The organism is Halobacterium bonnevillei (assembly GCF_009831555.1).
In the GTDB taxonomy this organism is placed as follows: Archaea; Halobacteriota; Halobacteria; order Halobacteriales; family Halobacteriaceae; genus Halobacterium; species Halobacterium bonnevillei.
The window spans coordinates 1-18561 of record NZ_WUUU01000006.1; the positions used below are offsets into that span (position 1 = coordinate 1).

Annotated in this window: 16 protein-coding genes and 1 pseudogene; 7 read left to right on the top strand and 10 right to left on the bottom strand. The window is 64.6% G+C overall.

Going from position 1 to position 18561, the window contains the following annotated elements; genetic code table 11:
• Together GRX66_RS19375 and GRX66_RS02020 are read left to right on the top strand one after the other, a co-directional pair.
• The coding region (locus GRX66_RS19375; protein WP_201292880.1) for a PAS domain S-box protein at positions 1-735 on the top strand (735 nt) is incomplete at its 5' end.
• Entirely contained in the window at positions 648-1709 is a 1062-nt protein-coding gene (locus GRX66_RS02020) for a sensor histidine kinase (protein ID WP_201292881.1), read from the top strand. The genes GRX66_RS19375 and GRX66_RS02020, both read left to right, overlap by 88 nt.
• A gap of 49 nt (positions 1710-1758) precedes the next feature.
• On the opposite strand, the gene GRX66_RS02025 is transcribed toward GRX66_RS02020, so the two are convergent.
• Positions 1759-2022: a hypothetical protein gene (locus GRX66_RS02025; RefSeq protein WP_159525029.1), complete on the bottom strand. Its 264-nt coding sequence runs from the start codon at positions 2020-2022 to the stop codon at positions 1759-1761.
• A 161-nt stretch (positions 2023-2183) separates the two neighbouring features.
• On the opposite strand from GRX66_RS02025, the gene GRX66_RS02030 reads away from it, so the two are divergent.
• The gene (locus GRX66_RS02030) at positions 2184-2453 is read left to right on the top strand and encodes a DUF7571 family protein (RefSeq protein WP_159525030.1); all 270 of its coding nucleotides are present in this window, start codon (positions 2184-2186) and stop codon (positions 2451-2453) included.
• Positions 2454-2743: 290 nt separating this feature from the next.
• Here GRX66_RS02030 and GRX66_RS02035 read toward each other — a convergent pair whose 3' ends face one another.
• From GRX66_RS02035 to GRX66_RS02045, 3 genes are read right to left on the bottom strand one after another with little or no spacing between them, the layout of a single operon-like run.
• Entirely contained in the window at positions 2744-3568 is an 825-nt protein-coding gene (locus GRX66_RS02035) for a hypothetical protein (RefSeq protein ID WP_201292882.1), read from the bottom strand.
• Positions 3565-4014 (bottom strand): hypothetical protein, encoded by a 450-nt coding sequence (locus GRX66_RS02040; RefSeq protein WP_159525031.1) that lies wholly within the window; start codon positions 4012-4014, stop codon positions 3565-3567. The genes GRX66_RS02035 and GRX66_RS02040 overlap by 4 nt, the downstream gene beginning before the upstream one ends.
• Positions 4011-5468: a DUF58 domain-containing protein gene (locus tag GRX66_RS02045; RefSeq protein ID WP_159525032.1), complete on the bottom strand. Its 1458-nt coding sequence runs from the start codon at positions 5466-5468 to the stop codon at positions 4011-4013. The genes GRX66_RS02040 and GRX66_RS02045 overlap by 4 nt, the downstream gene beginning before the upstream one ends.
• Positions 5469-5579: 111 nt before the next feature.
• Here GRX66_RS02045 and GRX66_RS02050 point away from each other — a divergent pair, with 111 nt between their 5' ends.
• The 3 genes from GRX66_RS02050 to GRX66_RS19380 all read left to right on the top strand — a co-directional run bounded on the left by GRX66_RS02050 (position 5580) and on the right by GRX66_RS19380 (position 9337).
• A complete protein-coding gene (locus tag GRX66_RS02050) occupies positions 5580-7706 on the top strand; it encodes a DUF4129 domain-containing protein (RefSeq protein ID WP_159525033.1) in 2127 nt (708 codons plus the stop codon).
• Between the two features lie 2 nt (positions 7707-7708).
• Positions 7709-8767 carry a DUF1616 domain-containing protein gene (locus GRX66_RS02055; RefSeq protein ID WP_159525034.1) on the top strand — a complete coding sequence of 353 codons (1059 nt, stop codon included), beginning with the start codon at positions 7709-7711 and terminating at the stop codon, positions 8765-8767.
• 405 nt (positions 8768-9172) lie between these two features.
• Complete coding sequence (locus GRX66_RS19380; protein WP_201292883.1) at positions 9173-9337, top strand: hypothetical protein; 165 nt, start codon at positions 9173-9175, stop codon at positions 9335-9337.
• Between the two features lie 63 nt (positions 9338-9400).
• Here GRX66_RS19380 and GRX66_RS20695 read toward each other — a convergent pair whose 3' ends face one another.
• From GRX66_RS20695 to GRX66_RS02075, 5 genes and pseudogenes are all read right to left on the bottom strand, one after another.
• On the bottom strand, positions 9401-9916 hold the full coding sequence (locus GRX66_RS20695; protein ID WP_449271460.1) for an FtsX-like permease family protein: 516 nt from the start codon (positions 9914-9916) through the stop codon (positions 9401-9403).
• Positions 9917-9928: 12 nt separating this feature from the next.
• Positions 9929-10627 (bottom strand): annotated as a pseudogene (locus GRX66_RS20700) (ABC transporter permease); the annotation flags it as partial.
• Between the two features lie 2 nt (positions 10628-10629).
• Complete coding sequence (locus GRX66_RS02065) at positions 10630-11859, bottom strand: FtsX-like permease family protein (protein ID WP_159525036.1); 1230 nt, start codon at positions 11857-11859, stop codon at positions 10630-10632.
• Positions 11852-12580, bottom strand: a complete 729-nt coding sequence (locus tag GRX66_RS02070; protein WP_159525037.1) for an ABC transporter ATP-binding protein — start codon at positions 12578-12580, stop codon at positions 11852-11854. Before GRX66_RS02070 ends, GRX66_RS02065 begins: the two co-directional genes overlap by 8 nt.
• Before the next feature lie 125 nt (positions 12581-12705).
• Positions 12706-15042, bottom strand: a complete 2337-nt coding sequence (locus tag GRX66_RS02075) for a PGF-pre-PGF domain-containing protein (RefSeq protein WP_159525038.1) — start codon at positions 15040-15042, stop codon at positions 12706-12708.
• A 166-nt stretch (positions 15043-15208) separates the two neighbouring features.
• On the opposite strand from GRX66_RS02075, the gene GRX66_RS02080 reads away from it, so the two are divergent.
• Complete coding sequence (locus GRX66_RS02080; RefSeq protein WP_159525039.1) at positions 15209-16276, top strand: hypothetical protein; 1068 nt, start codon at positions 15209-15211, stop codon at positions 16274-16276.
• 601 nt (positions 16277-16877) lie between these two features.
• On the opposite strand, the gene GRX66_RS02085 is transcribed toward GRX66_RS02080, so the two are convergent.
• Complete coding sequence (locus tag GRX66_RS02085) at positions 16878-18134, bottom strand: transposase (RefSeq protein WP_325063918.1); 1257 nt, start codon at positions 18132-18134, stop codon at positions 16878-16880.
• Between the last annotated feature and the right edge of the window lie 427 nt (positions 18135-18561).

An 18561-nucleotide genomic window follows, 5' to 3' on the forward strand; every position in this document is an offset into this window, starting at 1 on the left:
CACCCGAGCCGCCCGTTCGTACTCTTCGCGGCAGCCGACGAGTGCGGCGACCGAGGGGAGCCCGGCGAGCGGGCGTACGAGCGGCTCGCCCGGCGCATCCGGAAGACGGTCGCGGACAACGAGCAGGGACTGCGCGACACCGCGGACCCCACGCAAGCGCGTCGCCCTGAGACAGCTGTCGACGACACCGACCTGGATGCGGACGCGGATTCGGGGGCGAGCCGCGAAGTGCAGCGGTACGGTGCCGCGTTCGAGCGCGCGAGGGACGCGATGATTGTCGTGGACGAGGACGGGGCGTGCGTCGAGGTGAACGCCAGTGCCTGCGAACTGTTCGGTCTCTCGCGCGAGGACTTGCTCGGCCGCCACCTCGAGGAGTTCGTGCCCGAGGACTACGGCTTCGAGGTGGACTGGCTGGCGTTCGACACGGAGGCGACGGCGACCGGCACGTTTCCGGCCGTGCGGCCGGACGGCGAACGCCGACTGGTCGAGTACGCAGCTACTGCGAACATCGTCCCCGGCGAACACCTCGCCGTCCTGCGAGACGTCACGGAGCGAACGCGACTCCGGGACGCGCTGGAGACCGAGCAGGCGGCGCTCGGCGAGATGTACCGAATCACGGCCGACCGCGAGGCGTCCTTCGAGTCAAGGTGCGGCGCTTACTCGACCTCGGCTGCGACTTGCTCGACGTTCCCTACGGCTTCCTCACGGAGATCGACGGCGACACGCAGACGATAGTCGCCGCGCGCGGCGACCACTCGCTCCTCCAGCCGGGGGCGTCCTGCCCGCTCTCGGAGGCGTACTGCCGGAAGACCATCACGCGCCCGGAACTCGTCACGGTGCAGAACGCGACCGCGGAGGGGTGGAGCGACGACGTCGCCTACGAGCGGTTCGGACTCGGGTGTTACGTCGGTGCGGAGATCACGGTCGAGGACGACACGTACGGGACGTTCTGCTTCGCGGGTCCCGACTCGCGGACCGAACCGTTCTCAGAGACCGAACGGACGTTCGTGGAACTGATGGCGCGGTGGACGAGCTACGAACTCGAGCAGCAGCGCGCGACCGAGCGCCTCCAGCGGCAGAACGAGCGCCTCGAGGAGTTCGCGTCCATGGTCAGCCACGACCTCCGCAGTCCACTGAACGTCGCGCGCGGCTTCCTCGACCTCGCGCGCGACGACGGAGACCCGGAGCAGTTCGACCGCATCGAGCACGCCCACGAGCGCATCGAGCGCATCGTCAGCGACGTTCTCTATCTCGCCCGCGAGGGCGAGGAAATCGGATCGACCGAGCCGGTCGACCTGGCGGACGCCGCGCGCACGTCCTGGGACGTAGTCGCGACGGAGTCCCTTGACGCCACGCTCACCGTCGAGTCCGGCGTCGGGTCGGTCTGCGGGGACCCCGACCGGCTCTACCAGTTGCTGGAGAACCTCTTCCGGAACGCACTGGAACACGGGGGCAACGCCGTCGCGGTCCGCGTCGAGTCGACCGCCGACGGGTTCGCGGTCGAGGACGACGGCCCCGGGATTCCCGCTGACGAACGAGACGCGGTGTTCGAGCGCGGGTTCACGACAAACGAGGAGGGCACGGGGTTCGGGCTCTACATCGTGCGGAACATCGCTGAAGCCCACGGGTGGACGGTCTCCGTCACCGACGGTGCCGATGGCGGTGCGCGATTCGAGTTCGCTGGCGTCGAGCGCGGGACGGACTGCTGAGGGTCACGCGGCGCGTTGCCATCCAGTCGAGGGCGAATCGCTGTCGGAGTCAGGGTTTCAGCGGGAGTTCGGCGCGGCCGTCCGTGCGCATCACGTCCCGGTTTCGGTCCGGCCAGGCCAGCAGTCGGACCCGGAGCAGGTCGCCGTCCGCTGTTTTCGGGTCGGGTCCGCCGAGTTTCGCGCTCGCGGTCAGGACGAGCCAGCCGCCGTAGCCGGCGACGACAGTCACCCACGTCAACACCGCAATCGACACGAAGAGCTTCCAGAGCCGCCGGCCGAGATTCTGTTCGTTCTCGCCAGGAGGGCTTGTCATGGCTGATGGGTTCTCGGGCAGCGCTATAAACGTACGCGGGGCGTTTCGACGGCTGCAATCGGTTGGGGGGACGGTCACTGTTGCCGTGCGAGTACTGTCACCGTTCTTTCCGGAGGGGGCAGACCTTTGTGGGGTGGTCTCATGGGACAAATTGCATCGCCATGAAACCGTGCCACAACTGCCAGGCGGTCATCGACGAGTACATCCTGGACAAACGACTCGAACCCCTGCGCGACCTCACAGTCGACGACTTCAACGTCTGCGCGGACTGTGCGACCGTCGTAGCTGACGCGTGCGTGGAGTGTGGCGGCGCGGTCTACGTCCCCAGAAGCGTCTCGACGACCCCCGACTACTGTCCGGCGTGCCGCTCGGACCTCATCGAGCGCACCGGCGACGACCCCGGGTGGCATCGCGACGCGATCACGACCTGAGCGGCGCGGCCAGAACTCGTTTCGGATTTTTCTCGGCGGCTCCAGGGCGGGATACCGGCCAGGAACGAATTCGGGCAAGTGGCCATGAACGCCTGCAACGCTGTCCTGCTGTCCAAATCGCTCCGGTCATCAGTCCAGGATTCGGTCGGAGCGTCGGTATCGGAATCCGTTTCTGAGCGTGCGCGGCCCGTGGCGAATCGGCGTAATTTCGACGCGGTGGAACCACCAGCGGGGTGGGAGTAGGGAGCGACGTTCGTCGACACCCATAGTCGGACCCGGGCTGTGCTCGGTCAGGCAGTTTCGAAGGCGACCGTGGTGTCGTCGACGTGGGAGACGGCGATTGGGGTGTCCTGGGTTTGAGCGAGTCCACAGCCGAGCACCGAGACGACTGGGTGGTCGAAGTCGGAGAGTGAGCCGAACGCCGACCCCTCGATGGTGACGACGACGCGGTCGTCAGCGGTGCTTTCGGCGACTCTGATCGCGTCTGCAACTTCGAACTGTTCGACGACCGCGTCGCCGAGTTGCGAGACGGCCGCGCGCAAGGTGTCCGGCGCTGGGCCTGTCCGCGTGCGGTCGAGTTCCGCGACCAGGCGCTGGCCGGACGGTGTCAGTGCGACGCCGCGTTCCGCGTCGCTCCCGGTCAGGAAGACGGCGTCGAGTGACTCGGGAATCGAATACTCTTGGTGCTGTGGGACGAACAACCGTGGGCCGTCCGGCGCGGGGACGTAGACGCTCGTCGCCTGCAATCCGAGTTCGTCGCGGAGCTGCGCGCCGTTGGATGCGACTGCGTCGTAGACGCTCTCGCTGACGCCGACGGTCAGGACGCGTTCCGGCGTGAGATACCACGTGAGAACGCCGCCGAACACGCCGATCGCGCCGAGCACGAAGAGGACGTCGCGGACGCCACGCAACAGGCCGCCGGCGAGGAATGCGAGGACGCCGATCCCGAGCAGTGCAGCGGCAGTCCGGCGGTACGACGTCTGCCGTGCGCGTACGTACTCGGTTCGGAGGCGTTCGTTCTCCTCCCGTAGCACGGCCAGTTGCGTGCGGACCGCTTCGAGATCCGATTCCTCCGGTCGCTCGTCGGACGTACTAGATTTCGGTGTGTTACTCATCCTGAGAGTTGTCCGGTGGTCAGTAGCTCGTATCGATGCACGCCGTACAGCGCCATGCCCGTGCCGGCGAGGCTGACGAGCGCAGCGCCCCACAGGGCGGTCGTGTGTGTTAGCCAGACGGCGCCGGCGAGCGCGGCAACGCCGCCGACTGCAATTCCGTACGTTCGTGCCTGCAGGGGGAGTCGCGGGTCACTAATCGCGAGCGCGAGCACGCCGAGTTCGCCGACGAGAACGATTGGTGGATACGGGGGGTTCGTCACGGCTGCGAGGCCGGCTTGCGCGAAGACGAACGCGAACACTGGCGGGGCAGTGAGCCACGCGATGACGACCGCGGCGGCGAACACTCCGCCCGGAAGTCCGCCGATTGCAACGAGTGTCGGTACTACTACGAGCAGGGCGAGCACGCCGAGTCCTCGTTGGGGGGACAGCCAGTTGCGTGGGTTCATTGGGTTGCTCGCTGCGTGTGTGTGGTCGCCAGCAGTGCTTCGAGTCGGTCGCTGGGGCCGACCTCGAACGCCGTCACGGCCCTGGTCGCCTCGAGTTGTTGTCTGAACGTCTCGAAGTCGCGGTATTCGCCGTAGGCCGCTTCGATGTCCCGGAATTCGGTCGTGTCGAACAACACCGATGGGAGGAGGAACACTGTGACGAACGTCTCCGGGGTGGCGGCCGCGCGAACCGTTTCGAGCAGTTCGGCCCGGTTCGTGTCGTCCGTGACGACGACGAGCCAGGAATCGCCGCTGTTGTCCGCGAGCCGCGTCTGAACGGCCTGGAACAACGGGTCGTCGGCGCGCCGGTCCACATAGCCGGCGACGTCGGCGAAGTACGACCGGAGGGTGCGTGCAAACTCGTCGTCGCTGTCGAGGCCGGCGGCGAGCCTGCGGGCGTCGCGGCTGGAGCGCGGAAGCGCCCGATTGGCACTGCGATTCGAGCGACTAGTGGGTGGCGGCGAGGATTCCGGCGCGGTTGTGAGGTCGAGTAGCTCCTGTCTGATGCGGCGGTAGTGCGCGGCGTCGGCTGCCGGAGTGGTGGGGCCGCTGACGTGGTCGTCCGAAACGAGTGTGAGGCCGAGTGGGTCGTCGAGGCCGGCGGCGTAGTCCGTGAGCCAGGTCGCGACTTCGCGGGCGTAGTCCAGTTTGGTCTGCCCGTCCGGTCCGGTCCGCATCTGGGCTCGGTGGTCGACGATGAGCTGGGTTTGGCGCGTGGTTTCCGCTTCGTACTCGCGAATGTAGGGGTCGCCGAGCCGTGCGGTGGCGTTCCAGTCGATTCGATTGGTCGGGTCGCCGGGCATGTACTCGCGGAGTTCGCCCGGGTCGAATCCGGACCCGCCCTGGTTCGCATCGTGGTCGCCGAAAGCCACTGCGATGCGTTCGCCGCCCGTTCCGACGTGAATGTCGCGGGGAACCCGTGGTTCAGCGGTCAGTGTACACTGGTTCCCGAGCGGGAGGGATTCCTCGAAGAGGCCGCGAGCACTTCGCATTCGTACTCGCGGTGGCGAGATCTCGTAGCTCCCGGCAACGCTGATTCGGAGTGGGAGCGAGATGAGTTCTGTTTCGCCCGCCAGGTCGTGTTCGTGGTCGGCTTCGACTGTCAGTGCGGGATGGGGGGTGACAGTGAGTGTCGCGTCCAGGGTTTCGAGTAGCGGTTCGTGGTCCGGGTTCGTCCGGATTTCGAGTGTTGTGGCGTCGTCGACGAGGACCGCGTCCCGGGTGAGTGACTGCGTAATCGGTGCACTGCGGGAGAGTTGGGTCAGTTGGTTCGTGAACGTGAGCTGTTCGATGAGCGCCCAGGCGCCGATGCCGAGCGGGATGCCCACCCAGAGCACGTCCCCGAAAAGGAGTGCCAACGCGGCGCCTGCGGTCCCCAGGGCGGCAATCACCCAGAAGCGCCGAGTTGGCTCCATCAGCAAAGGGAACCGACTGCGAGTAGTTGAATGTATTGAAACTCGCCATCCTCGGAGGGCGTGGAATCGGGGAGCGGAAAAGGTATATCCGCCGCTACCTATCCCTCCGTTGTGTTTCGCGCCGGCGCTCGAGGCGTCATCCTCGCGCTCGCAGTTCTGGGGCTAATCGCGGCATCCGCGGGTGCAGTGCCGCAGGCGGCAGTCGCAGCTTCGACCGTCGACGACCCGTCGGTGAAGTCGATGGCGGCTACGCCGCAGAATAACTCGACGACGACGGCTATTCAACAGGAAAATCCGGATTCTGTCGGGGAAGATGGCGACCAGGAGGCGCTGGAGAACTGGCTGGGCGACCGACTCGCGAGTCGCCTCGGTGAGAGCGCCGTTCAGATCAGTGAGGGCCAGTACGAACAAGCGCAGGGCCTCCTCGGGGACGAGTACAACGACCAGTTATCGAAGTACGTGGACGTGGCCGGCGACACGGACGGCGAGAGTGCTGCCGAGGAGCGCCGCAAGCAATTCAACGAGACTGCCGAGGCGCAATCGGAGTACGCCGAAACCGCTTCGGAGTACCAGCAAACGTACGAGGCCTACCAGGAGGCGAAAGCAGTCGGTGACGAAGAGCGCGCACGCCGGCTGGCCCGCAAACTCCTGAATCTCTCAACGACGACCGAGCGCCTCAATCGCACCCTCCAGGAGAACTACGGGAACATCTCCGCGAACACGGGCGTTTCATTAGACGACGAACAGCAGGGACTCGCGAACCGAACGCAGAATATCACCGAGCAGGCTGACATCGTCGTCGAAGAGTCGTTTACGTCGACGACAATCACCGCGCGCGCAGACGCCGAGGGGTCGTATTCCGACCCGATTCGGATTTCCGGAAGCGTCGACACGACCGATTCCATTCCGCCAAACGGCACCGTTGGGGTACGGATACACGACCAAGTTCTCACGACAGCCGTCCGGGAGAATGGAACGTTCAGCGTCCAGTATCGGCCACTGACTGCCCCGACTGGGCAGGTAACAGGCGACGTGGCGTACGTTCCGGAGCCGACCAGTACGCACCTCGGTTCGAATACGACGGTTCAGACCAATCTGACGCAGGCTCAACCGAGGTTGCAGATCAACGATACGACGACGGCAGCGCGCTACGGTGCGCGAATTCGCACGACGGGGCGGGTGATGGTGGCCGACCAGCCGCTCCGGAATGCGACCGTACTACTGGAAGTGGACGGGGCGCGGTTCGCGACTGCGCGGACGAATGCGTCAGGCCACTACGAACTAACGCGGACACTGCCTGCGCGCATCACGCAGGGCTCACACTCGCTTGCGGTTCGAGTTGGCGAGACGGGGACGGCGCTCGCTCCGGATGCGCGTGCAGCGCCGTTACGCGTCGACGAGACGGAGACCGCGATTACGGTGACCGCGAGCCCTGGGACGGACGACATCCGGGTTCGTGGCCGGTTACAGACTGCAGACGGTGTCGGCGTCAGCGGCCAGACTCTCTCGTTGACGCGCGAAGGCTCCATTGTCCGGTCAGTCGAGACGAACGAGTCGGGATACTTCAGCGCCGCAATAGACCCGCCCGAAAACACGGCCGGGACTACGAGTGTCCAGATTGGGGCGACGTTCGATGGTAGCGGGACGAACCTCGAGGACGCACGCCAACAGACATCGGTGACGGGAGCCTTCGGCTCGAGCGGTTCCGGCGGTAGTTCTAGCGTCCTCCCCTGGGCGGCTGGCATCGGGGGCGTTGCTGTCCTCCTCGTCGGTGGGTTCGCCTTCTATCGGTCACGGTACCAGCGTGGGACGCCAGCCACGGACGACGCGAACGCGCCAGCGGCCGACGCACCCGCGTCCAAAGGCGCTCCAGAGGCGAGGTCAGCGGCGGAGCCGGAATGGCAGGACCGCTTGACTGCGGTGCAAGCGTATCTAGACGACAACGACAGCGAGCAGGCTGTGCGTACGCTCTACGGCGCGGTCCGTGCTGCGTATACGCTCCCAGGGGATACCGCCAAGACGCACTGGGAGTTCTACACGGCCGTCAGCGACGAGCTGGAGGCGGACGCCCGGGGCACGCTCCGGCAGTTGACTGAGCTGTACGAATCCGTGCAGTTCGGCGGAGAGACGGCGGATCGCTCGCAGGTTTCGACACTGCTCTCTGAGGTACAACAGCGCTTCGAATCCGACGGTACAGACCGAAACCAGCATCCGGCTCCGTCGGAGAGTGACGACTAACGATGGCGGACGACTCCACGTGGCGCCTGCTCATTCCGGCGCCGCTCCGACAGCTCCCCGCCGACCTCGTCGCGGTCATTGCGCTCGTGCTGGCGACGGTGATGGTCGTGGTCACACCAGTCCTTGACGAGACGCCGCTCCGCGTCGTGCTTGGCTTGCCGTTCGTCCTCTTTCTCCCGGGCTACGCCCTCATTGCAGCCCTGTTCCCGGAGGCGGGCGACAGCCCGACCGACCAGCCAGCGGACGACGCCACTCTCGAGGGCGACGACGATTCCGAACGGGACACCGAAGACTCCGAACGCGACGGCATCGACGGCATCGAACGCGTCGCCCTGTCCTTCGGGCTCAGCATCGCTGTCGTGCCGCTCATCGGACTCGTGCTGAACTTCACGCCCTTCGGCATCCGGCTGCTCCCCGTCCTCGTGAGCGTGGCCGGCGTCACGCTCGCACTGACTGCAGTCGCGGCCCACCGTCGGCGAGCGCTGCCCCCGGACGAGCGGTTCCGGGTCCCGTACCGGGCGTGGCTGCAGACCACGCGCCAGGAGTTCACGAGCCCGGACTCGCGCCTCGACGGCGTCCTCAACATTCTCCTCGTTGTGAGCATTCTGCTGGCCGTGTCCAGCGTCGCGTACGCCGTCGCGGTCCCGAAGCAGGGCGAGGCATTCACCGAATCCTACCTCCTCACGGAGCAAGAGAACGGGACGCTCGTCGCAGATAACTACCCGACCGAGTACACGGTCGGTGAACCACGGCCGATTATCGTCGGGATCGGGAATCAGGAGCACCGGGACGTGGAGTATTCGCTCGTGGTCGAACTCCAGGACGTTCGCGTGCAGAACAATTCGTCGACGGTCCTGGCCGAGGAAGAACTCCGGCGACTCCGGACGAACGTCGCCGCAGGCGAGACCTGGCACCACGAACTCAACGTCACGCCAAGTATGCAGGGCGAACGCCTCCGGCTGGCGTTCCTCGTCTACATGGGTGACCCGCCGGCCGAACCAACTGTCGAGAACGCGTACCGCGAGACCCACCTCTGGGTGAACGTTTCCGCACCCGAATAAACGTCCACGTCGCTAGCAGCCATCAGCCAGACCGCCACCCAGCGGGCCGTGGCCTGATACCGTCTCATTTACGTCGGCGCTGCTGGCCGAGGCAAACAGGTACCAGCATCCCGATAGCTGGGCCAAGGTGACAATCGCATATGCCACGGTCACGTACTCTCCAGTCCGAAACGTCGGCGTGAGGTGTCTAGACGTCTAGAACGCTCCTCGCGCTACTTCTGTGTGGCTAAGGCAGCCAACTCGAAACACAGCGTACCACCACGCGGCGCTCCGCGTAACCGTCCGGTGGGGTGTGCGAATATCCGCCGGATTGTTCTAGCCTCACTGACTAGAATCTCAAACTCAGCGTGGAGCTAACAGCTGTTGGAAAAGTCTATATAATTGGAATTTGTGGGTGGCGGTACTATGAGTGAGTTGTGTGAGGGCTGTAAAGACCATTTAGAAGCCGCAATTGAGGAACCTGATCCTGCTGAAAAGAACTATCACATTCGACAAGTGCTGCAGGCATGTGGAATCGAGGACGTTCCAAATGATGTGAATGTGGAGCTGAACCCGATAGCCGAAACGTAGCGAAGCGACTTCACTCTCCCATTCTGTGCAGACCCTTGTAGTCTCACGGTGAGGAAAATGTAGTCACCGCTGGAGGACGGCGAGCGGTTCGATGCTGGCCGCCCGCCACCCGGCGACGAGGGCGCTGCTCACGCCAGCCAGGATGGCGATGGCGGCGCCGGCCGCGAGCACGCCGGGGGTGAGTTGGACGAGGCCGTCGAAGCCGACGAGCCAGCTTGCAGCGTAGTTGAGGGCGACGCTGGCCGGAAGTGTGACGAGCAAGCCGACCGCGGCCCCGAGGATGCCGTAGCAGAGTCCCTGGGTGCCGACGATTCCGACGACGACGAACCGGGAGACGCCGACCGCTCGTATCGCCGCCAGCGTCGCCTGTTCCTGGAGGACGAGTAGCGTGAGCAGGTTCACGGTCAGCGCGATGCCCGAGAGGACCGCGAGGCCGACGAGGACGACGCCGGCGGCGAGGAGGATGATTCGTTCGGCGAGGATCGCCTGGAGCTGTTCCGTGTTCGTGCGGACGGTGTACTGTGGGTATTCGGCTTCGAGGCGGTCAGCGACGGCCGCGGTGTCGGCGCTGTCGGCCACGTCGACCGTGATGAGCGAGACGCGGTCGGTGTTCGCGTTCCCGGTCATCGCCTGGAGTTCCGCCAGCGGGATGGAGACGGTGGGAGTGTTCAGGAATCGCGTGAACGTCGAGGACGTCCCGGCGACGGTGTAGGTCGTCCGGCGGGCATCGACGACTGTGCCCCCGACGTGCAACTGGTCGCCGTTCGAGGTGTTGAACCGTGCTTGGAGTTGCGTGCCGACGACGAGCTTGCGGGCGGGCGTCCCGTTGTACGCGCCCTCGTTGTAGAACGCCGTGTCGGGGCCGAATCCGTCTCCGGACGTGAGTGCGAGGCCGCCGCTAGATCGCGCGCCGACGGCGACGACGGTGTCGAGCGAGTCGGGGTCTGCCCCGACGTAGACGGTTTGGAAGAGCAGTGGCGCGGCGGTGTTGATCGTGTCCCGTTGCGTGAGCGTCCGGCTGACGTTGTGGGCGTCGACGATGCCGGTGTCGAAGCCGCCGATGGTTCCTGGTTGGATGCGGGTCGGGCCGCCGGATATCCAGAGGTCGCGGTCGGCGGCGTCGAATTTCTGCTGGCCCGTTTCGGCGACGCCGACGCCGAGACTGCCCAGGAGTGTGGTCGCGACGACTGCGAGTGTCACGCCGAGGACGGCGAGGACGGTTCGCGTGCGGTCGTGGCGGAGTCGCGCGACGGCGAGTCCGACGGCGGCGCGGATGCGGGTCCCTGGCATGGTCACGTTTTGAGGGTGTCTGTGACGCTGCCGCGCGTCGTGAGCCACAGCAAGTACGGCGTGGTCAAGACGGCGACGACGAGCGCCATCGTGAGGCCGAGGCCGACGAACTCGACGGGGTAGACGGCGACGAGCGTGTTTTCGAAGACGGTTCCGACGGCGGTGTTCGCGGCGAAGACGCCGAAGCGGCCGAGAACGACGCCGAGGACGCCGCCCACCAGCGCCAGGAGGCCGACCTGTGCGAACAGCAGGAATGCGCGGCTCCTGGCGCTGAAGCCGATTGCAGAGAGTGTCGCCCAGAGTCGTCGGTCCGTGGTGACTTCCAGTCCCAGCGTGGTGGCGACGAAGAGCACGCCGACGACGAGGGCGACGATGAAGCCGGCGGCGGCGAGCGCCAGTGCGAGGTCGGAGTCCGTGACGCTCGTCAGGCCGGTGTCCGAGCGCGTCACGACGGACGAGTGGTCGTAGACGCCGGCGAGGTCGTCCTCGATGTTGGGGTTCGTGGACGCGACGAGAATCTGGTCGGCTGTGTCACTGGCGGTCGCGCCGGTGAGCGTCTGGAGTTCCGAGAGGTGCATCACTGCGACGGGGACGTCGCCGAACCCGGATTCGCCGCCGTCCGTGACCGCGGCGACAGTGAACTCCCGGGTGCTGGTCGCCTGGCCCCGGACCCTGACGGAGTCCGAGGGGGTGGCGTTCAACAGTGCACCTGCGCCGTCCGAAATAACAACTTCGCCCGTCCAGGGGCCGTCGTAGGTGCCGTTCTCGTAGTGTGGGTCGCCGGGGGTGAGGGCGCTCGTATTCACGCCGGCAACGGTGAGGCCGTCGTGTGCGACAACGCCCGCGACGATGACGTATTCGGTCGTGCCCCGGTGTGAGAGTTGCAGGAGCTGCATGGAGACTGGCGACGCGTAGACGACGTCACTGCGGCTCGTGAGGCGGTCACCGACAGCGTGGACGTCGCCGAACCGCGGGCCGCCGACCGAGACGGGGAGCGTGGAACTGGATTCGCCTTCCGGGACGATCCAGTAGTCGACGTTCGAGCCGGCGACAGAGCCCTGGTCCGCGATTGCGACGCTGACGCCGCTGACGGTCAGGCACAGCGCGACCGCGAATGCGATGCCCAGAATCGTGACAGCAGTGCGGCGGGGTGCGGTCTGTCGGAGGCGCTGTGCGACGAGGCGGCCACCGAGGCCGACCAGTGACCTGGCGCGGGTGAGGCGCTCACGCATCGATTCGTTCGCCGTCGCGGAGCTCGAGGACGCGATCGGCGATCGCGAGCGTTGGCTCGTCGTGTGATGCCAGCACCACGGCGGTGTCGTCGGCTGCGGCGGCTTCGAACAGTTCGAGAATCCGGGCGCCGGTCTCGGTGTCCAACTCGCCGGTGGGTTCGTCCGCGATGATGATCGCCGGGTCCGTGACGAGCGCGCGGGCAATCGCGACGCGCTGTTGTTCACCGCCGCTGAGTTGGCCCGGCGTGTGGCTCTGGCGCTGGCCGAGGCCGACGCGGTGCAGGACCGCGCTGGCCTGGTCGTGGCGCTTGGATTTCGGTACGCCGCGTTCGACCAGCGGGAGCGCGACGTTGGAGAGTGCGGGCAGCGAGGACAGCAGGTAGAATCGCTGGAAGACGATGCCGATCGAATCCAGGCGGAGCCTGGCGCGCTCACGGGCAGTCAGGTCGGTCGTCGGCCGGCCAGTGATGTGGACGGTGCCGCTCGTGGGCGTGTCGAGTGCGCCGAGGAGGTGGAGGAGGGTCGACTTGCCGCTGCCGCTCGGGCCTTTGATGCCAAGGATCTCGCCTGGCTCGACGGTCAAGTCGATGTCCTCGAGCGCGGTGACGTCGGGGCGATCTGAGGCGCCGTTCGACCGCCAGCGAGTGTGCTGGTGGCCGCGCGTGTAGGTTCGCGTGACTGCGTGGCAAGACAGAACGGCGTCCTCAGCAGGTGGGGACATGTAGGCTGTACTGGAATTGCGGTACCGCGCTCTTAGTGTAGTTGATTTCTCGCTATGCAAGCGAGCGTCGTCTGAAGCGATTCCGGTCCGGAAGCGAGCGACGCCTGAGGGGTTGTGTCAGGTCCTCAGAGTCGGCGGTCTATCTCCTCGTCGAAGTACCCCTGCGTGTAGAGGTACGCGAGCGCGCCGAGTGCGGCGAGCAGGAGGATGACGGCCAGCCAGATCAGCGGGCTGATTCCGCCGCCACCGTCGCCGCCGGGTGTCGTCGTTTCGTCCGGCGCCGTCGTCGTCTGCGTGGTCGTCGGTTCAGTGGTTTCCTGGCTACTCACGCTGACCGTTCCTGCCTCAGTGCCACTGACACTGACGCTGTAGTCGCCAACCTCGTCCATCGTTCTGGTGAAGGTGACCGTCGTCTGTTCGCCAGCGCCGAGTTCGACGGTGGTCGAGTCGACGGGCGTGTCGTCGACCTGGAGAGAGGCCGTGAACTCGCCGGCGGCCGACCCCTGGTTCTCGATAGTCGCGGTGACCTCGATGGAGTCGCCGACCTGGACCTCCGTGGTCGAGAGGGACGCGTCAGTCACCTGCATGTCTGTTTGCGCTGCGCCCGTGCGGCTGATCGCGTACTTCGAAAGGCCGGGCGAGTCAGCCGTGTAGCGGTGGGCGGTCTCAGTTTCGCCGACGTGCCTGGTGTCGAGTTCGCGCCAGCCGTTGTCCTCGTAGCGGTACAGCGACACCTCGCTGGGCTCGAGTCCGCGGTCCTCGAGGCGCTGTTTGCTGACCGAGAAGTCGTAGGTCGCTCCGCCGACGTTCTCGTTGGGGATGCTGTGCGTGATCTCGAAGTACCCGAGGTCGCCGTCACGTGACACCGACGGGACGCCGGGGTCAGTGGTCGTGGTGACCTCAAGTCCGCCGCTGGAATCCTGGTTAAACGTGAGGTTCACGCCGTTCACGCTGGCGCCGTCGCGTTCCAGCTCGGATTCGTTCGTCGGAACTGTCACCGTAACCGTGTCTCCAGCACTCGCCTCGGGGAGGTTCACGGTAATACGGCCGTCCTGTTTTTCAACAGATGCTCCGGAGCCCCCACCCTCAACGCGGGGAGTCTCAGGCTGCTCACCAATTGGCTTGGTCGGTGGCTTGATGACGGGAGGCTTCTTGGGTTCGTCCTCATCACCGTCGTCTGGTGGCGTGGTATCGCCGTCGTCGCCGTCGTCACCATCGCCAGTGTCGGTCTTAAGGTCAAGCGTGCCGACGTCCGTGCGGATGTCGCCGGTGGATTCGCCACCGGTGGTCACGACCCACGTGTACTGGCCGGTCGACCAGTTCCCGAAGGTGTCCACGGAGATGGTGACCGAGCCATCGACGCCGGATTTCCCGATGACTGATGCGTCGAGGACGTCGCCGCTACCGATTACCTCGGTGTTCGGTTGGTCGACGGACTGATCGTCCGATTGGGTGTTGATTTCGTCGACGAGGAAGTCGATGGTACTAGCTGCGGACGTCGACCCGGACATCCGGCCGTCGTTGAAGGTCGTGCCCAGGACCGAGACCGGGCCGTCGAAGTCGGCGACCCCGTTGACCTCGGAGATGGAGTGCCGGATCGTGATGTCGCTGGCGTTGAGCGAGGAGTCGACTGGTTCGGTCACTCGGAAGACTGTCTCGGAGTTCGTGACCGTGTCCGTCTCGTAGAGCAGGACCGAGACGTTCGTGTCCGTGGCGCCCGTGTTCACCGTGAACGTGGCGTCGTCGCCGGGCTCGATTTCCTGCGAGCCGACGTCGACGTCTGCGGGGCCTTCCTCGACGAGCGCGCCGTCCATGCCGATGATCGTCGTGTCACCGGACACGGAGATGTCGCCGCCGTTGGCTGGCGCATCGAATGCGCTGCCCGTCGCGAGGAACAGCGCGTAGGTGCCCGACTCGGAGAACTGGACCGACGTGTCCAGGTTCCCGTTAGTCACCTGTGGCGTGTCTTTGACCCAGAAGGTCGCGTTCTGGTTCGCGTTCTCCTCGGTGAAGAGGTCCTGGGCGTCCCCGATGGAGTCTGGGAGTGCGTCCGTCGAATCCCCGTCACCGCTGGGTTCGAGGCGCGCGATGACGAGCTGCGTGTCGTTTCCGTTGAAGTCGCTCGTGCCGGCACCGGCGACGCTCTCGAAGGAAGCGCTGACCGTGTCGCCGGGCTGGTAGACGCCGAGTTCGCTCTGCCGGATGGAGACCGGGCCGCTGTTGAACTCGGTGAGTTCGACGTCCATTGCGCCGTTCGCGACGGATTTCGCTGCGTCGCCCGTGTCGAGCCGGAACGGGAGCGGCGCGCGCTCCCAGACCTCGACGTTATCTGTTGCGCTGTACGTCTGCGGTGATTGCGCACTTGTCGCTGTGACTGCCCCCACGGCCGCGGTCATCGGACTGGTGACCATGGCCACCACGACGACGAGGGTGAGTACACGCTTCGCCCTGCTCTGTGTCATACTACCTATATCCTCAGGGCGTTGGCATAGTCCTTACGACACTGCTAACTCAGATTTAATGACTCCCTAGACCGCCCCCTAGCCGAGAGTTCTTCCACGAACGGCGATATATCGTCGACGGGGAATCTCGGAAAGCATTTCTGGTCGCCCAGCGACGTAAGTCGTAATGAATCGAGCTGTCGGGGCGATCATTTGCTGCCTCTTGGTCGGGACGGCCGGCGCAGCCGGACTGAGCGCCCAAGACGGGAGCTTCACTGTCGCGATTGCCGACAGCATCGACACACCGTCCCAGGAAGTCACCATCGACGGCGACTCGTACACTGTCAACTCCATTGCACGCATCTCCCAGGGCGAGGAGCTGACTGTCCGCACCGACGGCCCGGACGACGAATCGTATCGGGTGTACATACACTCGGTCGAGGACGGCTCCCGGAGCGTCTACGACACGAAACACGTGTCGGCGGACGGGAGCCGGAGCGTCTCCTTCGACACGTCGTCGTTCGAGGCCGGGAGCTACGTCGTCTCGATCTACCACGACGGCACGTACTACGACCCCCACCCGCTGGTCATTCCCGCCTACGACGTCACTGTTTCAGTCCCGGACAGCGTGGCGGCGTCAGGCACACTCGAAATCACGCCCTCCCTCACGGAGGCGACGGGTGACGAGACAGTCGACAGCGTCGAGATCGTCGTTGCGAACGACGACACGACCCGTCGCCTCGAAGCCACCCAATCTGGCGAGTCGTACGTCGCGCACCTGAACCTCGACTCGATTCCGACCGGCGACTACCAGGTCCACGCGGTGGTGTACGGAACGGAAGCGACGCCGGGAGAGACGAACGAAGTGATCGGAATCTCCGACGCCACTGGATTGACCGTCGAAGCCGAATCCGCTTCGACGACCTCGGGCGGGACTGGCGGCAGTTCGACGACGTCTGCACCAACTGAGTCGACGACCGAGGCGACACCGACGGAGACCACAGCTGGAACGACGGACCGCGAGACGACAGCTTCGTCGACGACGACCCAGGCGACGACGCCTGCGTCGACGACTGAATCGACGCCGCAGTCGACGACCGACACGACAGAAGAGTCCCCCTCTTCTGCAACCGTGATTACGCCGGGTACTGAGACCTCCCCCACGACTCCGTCGGACTCGAACGGTGTCGTCGGTGGCACACCGCTGTATCTGCTGGCCTTACTCGCGAGTATCGCGTTGCTACTCCGGTCGTAGTGCTACTCAGGTCGTAGCGGCTGTAGGACTACCTGTGAACGAGACCCCTGTTGGATTCCCGCCGACTCGGTCTGACGCCGGCCAGATCGTAGCTCCAGCGTCCAGTGAATTCGTGGCGGACGCTACGGTCCGCCGACGAGGCTACCAGTAGTTGCCAATACGGTTTCTTTATTCAAGCTAGGTGGTGAAACTGCCGCTCAAAACAGATGAGCTACTAATCGCTCAGTGTAGCTGCTGAATTGGAAGAACCGTTCTATGATACCCTTATGAAGTGGGCGGTCTCCCATATTAGGGTTACTCCGACGAAGATTACAAGTGCTCCGGCTGCTTCATGACTCGTCGGCACTGAGGTGACGTAGCTATTGATAAACTTCAGAACTGTTTGCGAAGCAGTTCCAAACGGGGGAAGTACTTCCCACGTATATTTTGATAGGACGGATCCAGCAACCAACGCAATCAACGCAGACACCGGATGCGAGCCAGTAGCTTTGGTTGGCATATTTTGGCAATGCCACAACCAGTCACTTAATTTTACGGTGCGGCCAACGTGACATCCTCCTCGCCGTAAACGGCGAGGCTTCCCACGCATGGGGAATACCAGTTAGTCGTCACTGGCAGAGGGTTCTGACTCTTCGTAGGCCGTGAGCGTCATCTGCGCTGGGGCGCTCTTCTCACGGTGAGTCGTGGCGGTGTCACAACCGCGCCCATCCCGTGGCGAGTCATCGCGTTCCGTCTTGTCAAGCGGGACGCTCTCTCCCCACGGGTCAATCCGTCGTGCGATATTCGCGGACGCGTTGATGTCAGCCTGAAACGTCGAAACGTGACAGTCGTCGTTCGGACACCGGAACTCGGCTTGGAAGTCCCGCCGACCGATGCGGTGGCACGAGTGGCACATCTGAGACGTGTGCGTCGGATTCACGTACTCGACCGGGATGCCTGCTTCCGTCGCCTTGTCCTCGATGCGTCCTTGGAGCCGGGCGAACGCCCACGAGTGAAGCCGACGGTTCATGTACTTCCCGTAGTCGAGACGTTCGCGGATGTGCGTCAAGTCCTCCATCACCAACACCGGGTTCTCGAACTGTCGGGCGTACTCGACGGCCTGCCGGGACGCCTTCTCAACGATGTCGGTGAGCGCGTTCTGGTAGTGGCTGAATCGGTCGTCAATCCGCCACTCGGATGCGTCGCGCTCTTGGAGTCGTTTCAGGGTCGTGTGCATCTCTTTGCGGAGCTGCTTCGCTTTGCTTCCGCTACACACGAACGGGTCAGTCGGAGAACCGTCCTTGAGGGCACAGCCCGTGATGAGGGCGGTTTCTCCGATGTCTAAGCCGATGTGCGTGGTGGTACCTTCCGTCGCTGGTTCTTCGACCGGGTACTCGACGGTGACGTGTAGTACCCAGTTCTTCCGGTGCTTCTGAAGCCGTATCTCGCCCGCCTTCGCGTCCTCCGATACGAGGTCGTGCCAGAGGTCTTCCTGTTCGGGGTTGATGCGGAGCGGTATCCAGAAGTTCGTTCCCCGACCGGGACGGGGAACCCACCACGTGAACTCGTAGTCGCGTTCGTCGGAGTGGTCGAATGTCGCGGCTTGGTTCGTGAGCCGTATCGGGTGGCCGTCGTCCAACTCCTTGGCGTTGTACGTCTTGCGGAGTTTTGGAACGTAGTTGCAGAGAGCAGCTTTGGCCTGATACGGCAGGTCGTAGGGCGTCACGATGTCGCTCACCGCCGACATGGTACTTACCCCGGCGTCGAACGCCTCTTGCAGACCGCCACGGTACGTTTTGAGTAGGTCGTCGAGTTTCGACTGCTTGTGGGCTGTCGGTGGGGCGAACGTCGCTTGAAGCGTCTTAGTTATCGTTGTCACTGGCGTCTAATCCTTTCTCGATTAGCTCAGCGTAGGCACGAGGATGTCGGATGCCATTGTCGCGGGCGTAGTCTTTCACCCGTTCATGGAGGTCGCTCCCTCGCTCCATATCGATTTCAGTTCGCACAATCCTTTGTACGTTTTCTTGGCACTAATAACTTCCGTTCGGTATTTTGGCTGCTGTAGACTGTGGGTTGCGTAGTCGAGTGACGCGATTCACGCCCGCCGTGAACGGCGGGATTCTCTCGCTGTTTAAAGATAGCTACCGGTCTGTTCGTTATTTCCGGTATCGGCCTGAGTCTGTGTGGGTATCTCTGGTTTCGGCAGCGTGAGATGCGGTATCCACTTGCCTTGTTGGTTGGTCTACAGGCGGAGCAGGCCGAGTGCCTCGGGGCTTGAACCCGAGGCGGTTCACGTAGCGATCTGG